Here is a 13,779-nt window from a genome sequence, read left to right as displayed (position 1 = left end):
CTATTTGACGTTGGTGAAGAGAATTCACCATTCCATGCGTTTGTGAAATGGGGGTAGACTTTCGCTAACGTCTTTTCTATTTCTCTAAAAATAGAAATGGGTTCGATCATCCAGTGATTCGCTTTCCGCAGGCACGGCTTCAGCTAACTCATGTGCGCACCAAACGCGCACATGAGTGGATCTTCAGCTCGTGCTATTCCTGCAGGAGTCTCATCACTTCCTGACCGAACCCGTATGAATTTACGTGTAGATAGCTAAGTTAAGATCTATTGAATCGAAATCAGCCCAAAATGCACCTAACCAAACAAACATTCAAGCAGCATAATCCAACTTGAATATTTGTGAAATGCATCTATAAAATTGCCGGCAAAAATTCTCACCAACGTCATTTGACAAAGAACCTCTTTTAATCTATCGTATTTACATCTTACATGTACTTAAATTGAATTGCCCTAATCTCGAGTCCTGGTTTATATTCAAGTTCGAGTTGATAATAACCTGCTTCTAGCTCAATTTTCTGTAGTTTTTGCTTAAACCATTTTCCATCAGTGCCATTAGTTTGAACGGTCGCAACCGTTTGGTGATTTATCATGATATGACAAGCTGTTTGTGCCAAATCGGTTCCAGACGATTTTACCCACGCAAACATGCGATACGTTCCCGGAGCTGCGATATTCACAACAATCGAAGGTTTTGACTTAAATTCCACCATTCCATCCGCATTTAAGTGAAGCAAATCACCATCACCTGTCTCGATATCAATAGGTGTGATCTTTCCAACCGTATCTTCTAATACATGTTCACGTTTCATTACAGGTAGTTTCATTAGAGCACGGCAAATATTAGCAGCAGAACGCTGTAATTCTCCAAGTGTCAGTTGGCCTTGTTCTAAGCCATACAACGTAAGATCTTGACTCGCATTCACTTCTGCACCATAGTTATTAACAACCATATAGAGATCGTTTTGTGCACGAATCATATGATGGGTATATTTCCGATCAGGTTTCCCCGCATCAATCGGATCGTTCATTTGCGCCCACCAATCTGTCATCACGATGCCTGTAAAGCCCCATTCCCCCCGAAGAATCGTCGTATTTAAGTCATAATTCGAAGCAGACCAATGCCCATTTATCGGATTATAAGCTGTCATCACCGCTAGTGCCTCACCCTCTTTAACCACCATTTCAAAACCTTTTAAGTACAGTTGACGCAATGCTCTTTCAGATACAACTGCATCAACTTTATTGCGTTCATGTTCTTGACTATTACAAGCAAAATGTTTAGGTGTGACTTGTGCACCACCTTTTTTGATCCCTCTTGCTGTTGCCACCGCAAATACGCCTGTTACGAGCGGATCTTCAGAGAAGTATTCAAAATTTCGTCCATTTAATGGGTGCCTCCTCAAATTTAAACCAGGACCCAGTAACAAGTCAATTTGATTTCGAACCAATTCTTTCCCTTCTAATATATAAAGTTCCTCCACCAGTTTCTCGTCCCAAGTGGCGGCTAGAAGAGTACCAATTGGAACTTGCGTCGCTTTGTGTCCACTATCCATTCGTATGCCTGAAGGGCCATCAGCTGTACAAGCTACTGGAATATTATAATGAAGCAATTGGTCACTAACACCCCCAAATGCTGAGGCGGTGCCTGGTGTTACAAGCGGACTACTCATTCCTTCACCACGTACAATCGTCGCTAGATCAGTATGTGATAATTGAGCAATAAAGTCGTTAAGGGTTACACGCCCTTCATTAACATCTTCGAGCTTAAAACCTTTATCACCGGTCTGCTTCAGCGCTTTTGGCATGCGTGCTTTAATTCGATCGGCCATCTTGATTTGCCGAACCGGTACCTCTTCATATTTCTGTTTAAAGCTACCGTTTACTCTTTCTTGATCTGGCTTTATCCGCTGAAATGATTGAACCGGTGCCATCGCTTCTTCTAATTGTTCCAGTATTTGAAGTTTTTCTATAAAATAACCTTGTTTACCATTAATATTAATTCGCTTCGTATCACGAACACTTGAACCCACATGCAAAAAGTAAGTACCCGGTTCTAATACATATGCGGATCGATAACCAGTTGCTCCCGTATCATCATAGGATTTAAAGGCATCTGTTCGAAACTGAATCAGCAGTTTCTGCGCTTCACCAGGTACTAATCGTCTTGTTTTTTTGAAAGCAACTAGTGCTCGTCTAGGTTGACCTAGCTTCCCTTGAGGCGCTTCGACATACACTTGAATCACTTCTTTACCTGCAAAACGAGGACCGGTATTTTTAACGGTAACCTCTACTTCTATCTGTTCAACTCCATCCCTATTAATGGTACGGGCAGAGTGATCTGACGCTTCAAAAGTGGTATATGACAAACCAAATCCAAATGGAAAGCGCACTTTTTCTGGTGCAAATGTTTCAAAATAGCGATAGCCCACATAAATATCTTCTTGATAGATATTTTGCGTCTGGTTACCGTGATTGATATGTGAGGGATAATCTTCTATTGAATGAGCAATCGTATCGGTGAGCTTACCACTTGGCGTCACTTCTCCAACTAATAGATTCGCAATCGCACGTCCACCTTCCATCCCACCATGCCAACTGTAGATGACAGCTTGTACCGGGCTATCGTCAAGCCAACTCATATCAATAATATTAGATGTGTTTAACACAACCGCAACCTGATCAAAATAACGCGTAACCCATTGAATCATGTGTTTCTCATCTGCCGTGAGCAAATAACTTCCCGGCGCATTGGCATTATCTTGATCTTCCCCCGCCGTACGCCCGATCACAATAATCGCTTTCTCTGATGTGGCTTCTGCTTTTGCTACTACCGTTTCTGATAAAGGCATCTCCTTTTGATACCAAGGCTCCGCAGCCCAACCTCCCCCGCCATCATCAAAGGGATGTTGGGCAATCCACGATTGATAGCACGCTGCTAAATCTTCATTAACGATAACCGACGCCTTTTCTCTTAAGCTATCAATAAGATTGGTCGTATAATTGACGTTCACACTTCCCCCAGATCCTGTGCCACTGCGATAATAATCTTTTTGAACACGGCCAAACACAGCAATGCGTTCCTGATTTTGAATCGGTAACGTTTGGTTGTCATTTTTTAATAATACTGCACCATTAGCAGCAACTTTCCGACTAAAACTGGCAAACCCTTCAAGTGGTACACCTAAATATTTATTTGTCACGGTTTATTCCTCCCCACTGTTCACTTATATCCTCACTGTAACAGAAAGCGATTACAAATAAAACATGAAAAAACAGAGCAAAAATCTATGAAAAACAAGCGATGTTTTAACTTTTTTATATCTGGGTATTTTAGTGAGCAAGGAGGAATGAAGCTTATGTTAAAAAAACTAGACACAAGTGAAGCGAACATTTTAGAGTATCATATTAAAGGAAATATTAGCAAAGCCGAAAATGATATGCTATTAAGGGATATTCAGCATACCATTGACAAGTTTGGTGAAGTGAAATTGTTAGTTAAGTTAGACGATATCCCATTAACTGATGCATCCGGTCTAAAGGATCGACTTGTATTTGCAAAAGAACATCTAGACAAAATTGAAAAGTATGCCGTCGTCACGGATATGAAAATTGCCAACGCGGTTAAAAAATTGCTTGATCCATTAACAGATATGGAGTTTGAAACCTTTCCACCAGAAGAGGAGAATGAAGCAAGACATTGGTTGAGGTAACACCGATAATTAGAGGTTGATATTAAGCAAGTATAACCAAGAAAATCGCCGAATGCCTAATCATTCGGTGATTAATATGACGGATCATAAATAACGATATGGCAAAATACTTCATATTATTCTAGCAACATTAAATAAACGCCATAGCTTTTACCTCGATGTCTCATCTGTGCGTGATAAGCAACTCTAAACCCATTTTTCAAATAGAATCGCATCGCTCGTTCGTTGCGTTCATTGACGTACAATGCTAATCTAGCATATCTTTGTTTTAAGGATTGAAGCACTTTAGAGCCTAGCCCTTGTCTTTGACATTGCGGTTCTATTGCTAAGCAATGAATATAATAGTAATCATCTGGAATTTCACCTGAAAATAAATCGGATATTTTAGTATTTAAGTGCTTTTTACTATAATAATCAAATTTACTTAATGCTTGCTTTACAACTGCATTATTAAGCTGATTTAATTCATGAACTTTCTTAATTGAATAAAAAATTGTAATGCCGGCAAATTTCTGATTGCTCCGTACCGCATATAAATATTTGGGTGAGAAATAACTACAGCCTTTCTCAATACATTGAGCCAGAATTGCTCTTGACTTCTTTCCAAAACCAAGTTGGTGAAGGTCAGGATCGGTTGAGTAAAGTAAGTTGATCACTTGATCGACATGATCGGTTTCGACTTGATGTCGTTTTATATAAACGGTCAAAATGATCATCTCCTTTATCGGATAATTTTAAACAAACGTATCGTTCATTATATCTTTACCATTTTCAATAATTTAAAAACCCGCATTTGCCTATTTCTAAGCAAATACGGGTCTTACATGTTAATTGTTTGATTTTGTTTTAAACCCAGTTCATCTAATCGCCAGAGATACATAGATTTCACTCAATTACTTTCTCTTCAGCACTGCGTGAGGCGTATGGTTTACTTATCCTTCTTCGTTGCCCGATAAAATTTATGGCCGCCAGACAGGTTCGAAACATCTGTAAAGCCATGATTCAATAAAATATTTTGCACTGCATTACCTGTCGTCCCACTGTTACAATACGTAATCGTTGGTTTATCTTTGTCTAATTCAGCTAGCTTCGCACGGATATCTGCATGTGGAATATTGACTGCTGAATCAACATGAGCCGTGTCGTATTGCTTCGTCACGCGCGTATCAATGACCTGAATATCTTCTTGTTGATCAATTTGTGCTTGAATATCTTTTGAAGTCCTGATTGGTCTACCTTTGCTAATTGCATTATCTAAAATCATTCCACTGTAATGAATGGGATCTTTCGTTGTTGAATATGGAGGAGCGTAAGCCAAGTCTAGATGGAAAAGGTCTTCTGCTTTTGCCCCATAGGTGATCAGTGTAACGATCACATCAATTCGCTTATCGACACCTTCACGCCCAACAATTTGCGCACCGAGCAGACGGCCCGTCTCACGATCAGCAATCGATTTAATACACATTTCTTTACCATTAAAATAGGCAGGTTTATCCGGTTTAATATTATGGGAGAGCACCACATTATACCCTGCATCCTCAGCTTCCTGTTCAGTTAAGCCGGTATTAGCAATCGTCAGATCAAACAATTTATAAATACTCGTGCCGAGATTACCTCGATATTCAAGTGTGCCACCCGACAAAACATCACCAGCAATTCGTCCTGTTTTATTGGCAGTCGATCCAAGTGGACGATAAACAGCCTTACCCGTTATCATCGAGAATGTTTCAATACAGTCGCCACACGCATACACATCCGGCACATTGGTCTGCATGGTTGTGTTCACTTCAATAGCACCCGTGCTCCCTAATTTGACGCCCATTTGTTCTGCCAGTTTTACGTTTGGTTTAACACCAGTCGCCATAATCACTAGCTCTGCATCAAAAGCTTGTCCACCTTCCAAAAACACTTGGTTTTCAGTAATTTCCGTGATGGTCGCTTCTTTTAAAATCGTGATAGCCTTTTTCTTTAATTGATCTTCCAAGTATTCCGCCATATCTTGATCGAGATTTGGCGTAATCTTTGACATTTTCTCAACAATGGTGACGTCAATACCTTCACTCTTTAAATTTTCCAACATTTCAAAACCAATAAACCCCGTACCCGCAATAACAGCCGACTTCGGTTGCTTATCTTCAATAAATTGACGAATATCACGCGCATGTTGAACATGGCGCAGCGCAAAGACATGCCCATGATCAACACCTTGAATTGGTGGCAGCACCGGTGAAGCCCCAGTTGCGATCACAAGCTTATCATACTGGTCGTCAAACTGCTCACCGGTAGCAAGATTTTTAACGGTAACCATTTTTTCTTTTGGATCAACGTTGACCACTTCATGTCTTGTAAAAATATCAATATTATATTTTTTCTTAAAAAAGATAGGATCCCTTGGGGTTAACGCATCAATATCTTCAATTTCACCACCAATATAGTATGGCAAACCACAACCTGAATAAGAAATATCTTGATCTTTTTCATAAACGACAATCTCTGCATTATCGTCATTACGACGTGCTTTTGCAGCAGCTGAAGTTCCTGCTGCAACAGCACCGATTACGACTAACTTCATATTTTGATCCTCCCATTGTTAAGATGAGTAAATTAATTGCTTTAATTGTTCTCCTTTAAGATCATCAGCAAACCATTTCACCACTGCATAATGTCCATCAGTAAGTTTAGCCACTCGATTCATCCATTCTAATTCACTGCCTGCTTTTGCTTTCAAAATGGGATGGGTGGTCTGAGTAGCTTGGAGGCTTGCGTTGATGACCCACCATTTTTGCGTGATTCCTGCACGCTTCAGGTCTTCAGATAATCGTGTTGCTTCATAGACAGGGGTGGCCTCTGGATATGTCACAATCACAACAGCTGTCTGTGCTTGATCTCTCAACTTTGGTAATAAACGGCTAACAGATGGGGGCGTATCCCCTTGCGTCCGTTCAATTTCTTTATGGTAGCTCTCCGTTGCATCAAGCAATAATAACGTATGACCAGTTGGTGCAGTATCAATAACGACCACTTCATCATCAGCTTGATCAACAATCTCAGCAAACGCACGAAACACAGCAATCTCCTGCGTACAAGGTGAGCGTAAATCTTCCTCAATATAAGCAAGATCGTCACCTTTCATCGTTTGACGGGCTTTCATTAAAACCGCTTCTTGATACTTTTTTAATTCGACTTGTTCATCAATATGGCTTAAGCGGATATGATCACTATCTTCGATCACATACTGAAGGTGTGCAGCTGGATCTGTCGTTGTTAAATGCACCTTCTTACCACGCTCAGCTAAACCTAAAGCAATCGTCGCGGCAATTGTCGTTTTACCTACCCCACCTTTTCCCATCGTAAATATAACCTGCTTATTTGTATTTGCTAAATCCTCTATTACACCCTCCAAATGAGGCACTTCAATAGGTGGTCCTGGATTTTTATCCTCGGCTCGATCTTTTGTTAATAGGGCACGAACATTCGTTAAGCCAGTTACGTTGTATGAACGTAATGGAATTTGATAAATGGGCAAGTTTTTCAATTGATTAGGTATATGTTTAAGTGCCTTTTGCTGCTTTTCAAAAAGAGCAATCGATAGCTGATCTTGATAGTCAGTCAACACCCCATTCACAACTAACCACTGATTGACCACCCCGATTTCCGCTAACTCTTTTGCTGCTCGTTCAGCCTCTTTTAATGGAGGTAATTCAGGCCGTGTAACCAAAATCAGTGTGGTCAAGGCTTCATTAGCTAAATTCTCGACGGCTTGCTGGTAAATGACTTGATTTCCCTCCAAGCCAGACAACTGTCCCAAACAAGATGCTCCATGCGTACTTTCACTAATAAAGGAACTCCACGCAGAAGGCAACTGCAACAGCCTTAACGTATGACCAGTTGGCGCAGTATCAAAAATAATATGGTCATAATCTTTGGCTGCTTGCTCATCAGTAATGAAATTTGAAAATTCATTAAAGGCAGCAATTTCTACTGTGCATGAACCCGATAATTGTTCTTCCATATTTTCAATCACGGCATCAGGGAGTTTACCACGATATGGCCCAACAACCGACTCTTTATACTCACTAGCGGCTTGTTCGGGATCAAAATTAGCGACGACAAGATTAGCAACAGTTTCGATCGCTACGCCTTTATTATTCAGTTCTGTTTCAAATACATCTTGAAGGTTTGAAGCAGGATCTGTGCTAATCAACATAATCTTTTTCCCGGCATCTGCCAAGGCAACTGCTGTTGCGCAAGCTGTTGACGTTTTCCCTACGCCCCCTTTTCCGGTAAAAAAGATGTACTTTGTCAAATGCAAATCTGCTGGATTAAAAGCCTTCATGTTATCGATCCTCCAATCTTTTAACAACAAGAGCCATCATTACAACCGCAATCATCAGCTATCACATTAAATTTCGCTTGCAAGTATGAAGTTGACAGATTTAAATGTTGGCAAATTTCTTCATTACTTGGATACGCTTGTTTCTTCACCACTTCGCCATCGACCATCGTCACGGGTAATGCTTCCACACCTTCTTGATTGAGAATCGAATGAATTGTCCGGTTATCGACAAAAATTTGTGGGTTATTCGTTAAGTTATAGCGTTCTACTAGCACACCATTTTCTCGTAAATTGTTAAGAACTGTTGACAACCTTAATAATTCTTGATCAACAGAAGGACCACAAACTCCAGTATCACAACACATTGCTGGTTCAAAAATCACCATTCTACTCATTATTAAACACGCTCCTTTTTCAATTAATCATCTCGTTACACATTCACTTTTCTGATCAACGCATCTGTTCTAAACTTGGACAAACCGCCTGACCATGGCAAATACAAGTATCTGTCTCTGAGATAAGCTCAGTCAAAAACTGTTTAACTTGATGACTTTGCACAGGATTTAACCGATAGAAACTCCATAACCCCTGCTTTCGACTATCCACTAATCCACTATCGATTAATACTTTCATATGATGGGACAACGTCGGTTGTGTAAACTCGAATTCCTCTAAAATATCACAAGCGCATTTTTCACCACATGATAAAATATCAATGATTTTTAATCGATTCGGATCAGCTAATGTCTTAAATAGTTTGGCAAAAGCCACATACTGATTATTCATAACATCACCCTTACATAGATTGTCATCTATATATAATATAAATGATTATCTATATAGTTGCAAAGATTCCGAAGAAATTTACAGAAACTTAATAAAATGACCCATTAATGGGCGTTTTCTTTCTTCTCCCACTGATGGGTCGTTGCGTGCATGAGGACATGAGCGCCCGTTAGCTCACAGCTAAATAGATGAGCCCTGCTAATCTATTTAGAAGCGAGGGTTTTACCGGCGGTTATCCACGATAAGCACTATACATTTGAGAAATGTTATTAACGGATTAGTTGGGCTTAATTGACTTCATGCTAAAGGTGAGATAAGCCAAGAAAGAATAATAATAACGCAGCTATGAAGTCTGACTTTTCACTAATAAATCCTATTGAAACTTTATTTCCAAATTTAGACCCCGCCCAAATAAACAAAAAACTCGTTATCCCTGCAAATAAGCTAGTTAAAAATATAGGGTAATGAACAAGTCCCGCAGATACGCCTAAGGTTACCGAATCGATGCCTAAAACAACCCCTAAAATGATCGCTCTTTTGATTGTGCCCCTTTTTACGGCTGTTTTAATGTCAAATGTTGTGTTTTTTGATTTTATCCCTTGCCAGACGAACCAAACACCTAATAATATAAAAACAGACGCACTAATATAGGCTGCTGTATCTGCTGTTAAAAATGCAGATGCTTGCTCTCCCAAAAGTAAGCCAACCATCATGGTAACAGCTGATATCAGTGCAATGACAGTGATGCTACGATTGCAAAGACGTTCTTTTAACCCCAATGAAAAGCCTACACCCAAATCGTCTAGGTTTGAAGAAACTGCTAATAAAAGCATTTGTCCGAGTGTCATTATTTCTGCTCCTCATACATAAAAATACTTCCTTCTATCATTATAGTCATCTCTTTGTCATCGCGCTATATACGAAAAAGAATCGATCAAAAAATCACGTTCACTCAAATGGGTTCGTTTTCTTAGACTTCGCACTTTCGCTTTATTTCGTGCGGTTGAGCTTACGCATTCAGTATGAACCACCCGTCTAAGTGGAGATAAGCAAGGGGTGAGACTTCTGCGGGAATAGGATGAGCTGAAGATCCACTTGAGGCGTGAGCTTTGCGACTCAAGTTAGCTGAAGCCATCCCCGCGAAAAGCGAATCCCTTGCTTTTCGGAACGACATAACGTGCTAAACGTATGGGAAGGTCGCATGCGATACATCCATGCAGAAGTAATGTCCACAAGCCTATTGAACACGATCAAGGTTGAATGGCTATTTTCAGTGGGTGAAAATTTGAGTTATTTAAATTCAACACTTTCTTAACATGGAAAAGAAGCGACCCCCAAAAGGAGTCGCTTAGCATTTGATCAATAGCCGTGCAGATAACATCCCTATCATCAGCAGATCTATTAATTAAACCGATGTTCGAGGTTTAGCACTAAAAGACACAGGCTTCTAAACTTTACATAGGCTACCTTAGTAGACCATCATATCTGAAGGTTTTCGCCATTTAGATGCCTCACCTCTCATTTAATTAAATCTTTATAAAAGATAACCTAAAAATTGTGTGACCAAGATAAAATAAATTAATAATCCTGAAATATCTTTAATCGTTGTAATAATTGGATCTGCACCTGCAGCTTGATCAGTACCAAGCTTAAATAGAACAAATGGAATAAAAAAGCCTAATGTGGTTGCCAGTGTCATCGTGATAGCCAAGGCTAAGCCTACCGCGATCCCTAACTCAGGAAGTCCCTGCCAAGTAGATGCGATAATTCCCGTTGCAATACCAACCAAGACCCCCATACTTAATCCAACGAGTGTTTCTTTTCCTAGATGTTTTATAAATTTCTTTGTGTTGATGTTTCCTAAAATTAATCCACGGGCAAAAATCGTCGATGACTGTGTTCCAGCATTACCACCCATATCCATAATAACCGGAATAAAAATGGCAACAGCAGCAATCGCTTCTAGCGCTTCTTCGAAAGCTTCTATAACTACACCCGCCATTAGTCCACCGATCATGGTAATCACTAAGAAAGGTAACCTGACCTTCCATATTTGAAACAAAGAGCCATTGACTAATCTTTCACTACGATCAGACTCTCGACTATTTAAATCTGCCAAACCTGCTTTATTAAATATATCTTCGGTCGTTTCTTCTTCAAGAATATCCATCGCATCATCAAAGGTGATTATCCCGACTAATCGGCTTTCGCTGTCTACTACAGGCAAAGCTAATAAGTCTAATTCTTGTAGCGTCCGAGCAACCTCTTCTTGGTCTGTGTCCGTAGATACTTTAATAATCTTTTTATGCATGATCTCTTCAAGCTTTTGTTCTGGCGCAGCCATAACAAGCTCTTTTAAAGAAACGACCCCTTCTAATGTTCTACTTTCATCAGTAATGTAAATCGTATAAATCGTTTCTTTATCTTGCGCATGGACACGTAGTTTTTCTATTGCTTCGGCTGCTGTATAACTTCTTTTAAGCCTTACATATTCCGTGGTCATAATTCTGCCTGCTGTTTCTTCCTCGTAGCCCATCAAAAGTGCGGTTTCCTTTCTTTCTTCGGGTGACAATGAGGCGACTAGCTTTTTAGTTACCTTCGCCGGCAATTCATCTAATAATCTGACCCGATCATCTGGCGCAAGTTCATTAATTAATTCACTTACTTTCTCTTCAGTGAATGATGCTAATAATTCTTGCTGTAAATAGACATCTAACTGCTCAAAGACAAGCAAAGCCTTTTCTTTTGATAACAAACGATAGATAAGCACTTTTTCATCTGCTGAGAATGTTCTTAATAAATCCAATATTTCAATGTCTTCAGCTTGATTTAATATTTTCTTTAGTTCGTCCATCTTTCTGTTTTCCAAGTAAGCCCAAACATCATTTTTAAATTTTTCCACAATAACCCCTCCATGATTATTTTTTCCCCGAGCATTATTAGCTTAAACCAGATCGAAATATACCATTCACCACCATCCATTTGGGCTCATCTCCTTATATTTCACAATTGATATAACTTGTTAAGCGCTAGAAAATAAAAAAAACGACTCCCAAAAGAAGAGTCGTTTTCAACATATTTAACAAAGCTCTAATAAAAGCAACAATTAGCTGCCATTACCGAACTATTATATACGGACTCCTCGTCTGGGTTTTAGCACTAAGTGACGTAGATTTAAAGCAATAAACCAGCTATCTTAAGCAGACCTTAATCCGATCGTGCCTGTTCTACCCATTGGCGTCTCTCGACATTTTTGGGCAATAGCCTATGTTCACTTAGGAGCCTCTCCTAACAAGTTACATGTTATTTTATTCGTTTTTTATCATACATAGCTCACTAACTGTTATCAATGTTTTTTGAAAATCAATCTGTTTTCATGCGGTATTTTCCTTTTTCGTGCGTTCGCGCTATCTTCACCTTCGATCGCTTGAAAATACGAGCGTTCGCATGAAAAAGGTTAAGTAAGGGATTTAGCGATTATCGCGGTTGTGATCATTTCTGTCACAATAAATGATAGCCAGACCCCCGTCATATTAAAAAGATAGGCAAAGAGTAAAATAATTGGAACGATTAAGACAAAACTTCGAATAATCGATAATTTAAATGCCAGGCCAGCACGTTCAATTGCACTTAAATAAGCGATTGAGATAATATTAAAACCGGCAAAAAAGAAACCAATAAAATAAATCATTAGACCGGTTTCTGCCATTTCAGCTAAAGCTACACTATGATCACGGTTAAAAACACCAATAATAGATGTCGAGCCAATCGTGACCACACCATAAATAATCAACGCCAATAACAGGGCAGATCCTACACCGTAAGCTAACATTTTTTTCGTTTCGCTGTATTTTTGTGAACCAAACAAATGACTAACGATCGGTTGAATCCCTTGTGCCATGCCAGTATAAATGGCAATAACAACAAAAGCGATATTGGCTATAATGCCATATGCTGCGACGCCGGTATTTCCAGCCAACCTTAAAATAACCATATTAAATATCAGGATTACTACACCAGTAGATATTTCTGTTACAAATGCAGAGATGCCAAGTGTGATAATCTTCCAAAAAATAGCTAGTTTCCACTTAATTTTTTGCAATACCAATGTGTTTTTTGTTGATTTAAAATGTAACACTAGCAAAGCGAGGCTAATAAACGGCGTTGCACCTGTTGCCAGAGCTGCACCTAACATCCCCATATCTAACACGATAATGAACAGGTAATCCATGACAATATTTGCAAAACTACCAACAAACATCCCTGCCATCGCTAGTTTTGGATTTTGATCATTTCTAATAAAGGCGACCAACATATTATTAAACACAAAAAACGGTGCAAAGAGCATAATAACTTTCAAATAAATACTAGTCATTGGTAATATCTCTACATCAGCTCCAAGTGCACCTGCTAAAAAATCTGAACCGACGAACCCAATGAGCATACAAAGTAAACTCAAGATCGCTCCCAAAGCCAACGCATGATTAAACACACTTGCCGCACTTTGAGGTTTATTTTGAGCGCGTAAAATCGTGTACCAAGTTGCTCCACCAATACCAATAAGCAAGCCAAATCCAGATATTAATGTGAAGATTGGCAAGGCCAAATTGAGTGCAGCTAAACCCGATTCACCGACACCATTGGCAATAAAAATCGTATCCGCTAAAATATAAACGGATAAGCCAATCATTCCAATCACATTCATGCTGACATACTTAAAAAAGGTCTGAAAATCGCCTCTGACCTCCATTCTAATCCCCCACTTTCACCTCGCATCCTAGCGAATCTGTTAACTTCTCTATAATACGTTGGTACTTCTTTGTTAAGCTTTTTACACTTTCTAATTTGCATGTAAAAAGCACCAAGCAGATACCTACTTCGGCCTAGAGGTATCATGCTCCGTGCTTCGTTTGCTTTACCTGGTGGCAAAGCTAACACCGTGTTA

General features: G+C 39.5%; 10 protein-coding genes and 1 riboswitch. Of the genes, 1 reads left to right on the top strand and 9 read right to left on the bottom strand.

The genetic code is table 11. The features are described 5' to 3' along the window. Positions 1–427: 427 nt before the first annotated feature. Positions 428–3,202 carry a glycoside hydrolase family 3 C-terminal domain-containing protein gene (locus JOE23_RS11210; protein ID WP_204438450.1) on the bottom strand — a complete coding sequence of 925 codons (2,775 nt, stop codon included), beginning with the start codon at positions 3,200–3,202 and terminating at the stop codon, positions 428–430. A gap of 156 nt (positions 3,203–3,358) precedes the next feature. Between JOE23_RS11210 and JOE23_RS11205 the strand changes: the two genes are divergently transcribed. Further along, the gene (locus JOE23_RS11205; protein ID WP_204438449.1) at positions 3,359–3,712 is read left to right on the top strand and encodes a SpoIIAA family protein; all 354 of its coding nucleotides are present in this window, start codon (positions 3,359–3,361) and stop codon (positions 3,710–3,712) included. A 116-nt stretch (positions 3,713–3,828) separates the two neighbouring features. Here the strand turns inward: JOE23_RS11205 and JOE23_RS11200 are convergent, their stop codons facing one another. The 8 genes from JOE23_RS11200 to JOE23_RS11165 all read right to left on the bottom strand — a co-directional run bounded on the left by JOE23_RS11200 (position 3,829) and on the right by JOE23_RS11165 (position 13,584). Beyond that, positions 3,829–4,419, bottom strand: a complete 591-nt coding sequence (locus tag JOE23_RS11200; protein WP_204438448.1) for a GNAT family N-acetyltransferase — start codon at positions 4,417–4,419, stop codon at positions 3,829–3,831. Between the two features lie 221 nt (positions 4,420–4,640). Then, positions 4,641–6,284, bottom strand: a complete 1,644-nt coding sequence (locus tag JOE23_RS11195; RefSeq protein ID WP_204438447.1) for an FAD-dependent oxidoreductase — start codon at positions 6,282–6,284, stop codon at positions 4,641–4,643. 18 nt (positions 6,285–6,302) lie between these two features. Continuing rightward, positions 6,303–8,048 carry an arsenical pump-driving ATPase gene (arsA, locus tag JOE23_RS11190; RefSeq protein WP_204438446.1) on the bottom strand — a complete coding sequence of 582 codons (1,746 nt, stop codon included), beginning with the start codon at positions 8,046–8,048 and terminating at the stop codon, positions 6,303–6,305. A gap of 20 nt (positions 8,049–8,068) precedes the next feature. Then, complete coding sequence (arsD, locus tag JOE23_RS11185; protein WP_204438445.1) at positions 8,069–8,443, bottom strand: arsenite efflux transporter metallochaperone ArsD; 375 nt, start codon at positions 8,441–8,443, stop codon at positions 8,069–8,071. Between the two features lie 55 nt (positions 8,444–8,498). Then, on the bottom strand, positions 8,499–8,834 hold the full coding sequence (locus JOE23_RS11180; protein ID WP_204438443.1) for an ArsR/SmtB family transcription factor: 336 nt from the start codon (positions 8,832–8,834) through the stop codon (positions 8,499–8,501). 302 nt (positions 8,835–9,136) lie between these two features. After that, positions 9,137–9,682 (bottom strand): manganese efflux pump MntP, encoded by a 546-nt coding sequence (locus JOE23_RS11175; protein WP_204438441.1) that lies wholly within the window; start codon positions 9,680–9,682, stop codon positions 9,137–9,139. A gap of 686 nt (positions 9,683–10,368) precedes the next feature. Continuing rightward, positions 10,369–11,736 carry a magnesium transporter gene (mgtE, locus tag JOE23_RS11170; RefSeq protein WP_204438439.1) on the bottom strand — a complete coding sequence of 456 codons (1,368 nt, stop codon included), beginning with the start codon at positions 11,734–11,736 and terminating at the stop codon, positions 10,369–10,371. Positions 11,737–11,965: 229 nt separating this feature from the next. Next, positions 11,966–12,137, bottom strand: a riboswitch (M-box (ykoK) riboswitch). Between the two features lie 154 nt (positions 12,138–12,291). Beyond that, a complete protein-coding gene (locus tag JOE23_RS11165) occupies positions 12,292–13,584 on the bottom strand; it encodes an MATE family efflux transporter (RefSeq protein WP_204438437.1) in 1,293 nt (430 codons plus the stop codon). Positions 13,585–13,779: the final 195 nt, after the last annotated feature.

Origin of the sequence: Amphibacillus cookii (genome assembly GCF_016908375.1) — a bacterium.
Taxonomy (GTDB): Bacteria; Bacillota; Bacilli; order Bacillales; family Amphibacillaceae; genus Amphibacillus_C; species Amphibacillus_C cookii.
Note: the sequence above shows the minus strand (reverse complement) of the source record. Positions and strands in the feature narration are given on the sequence as shown.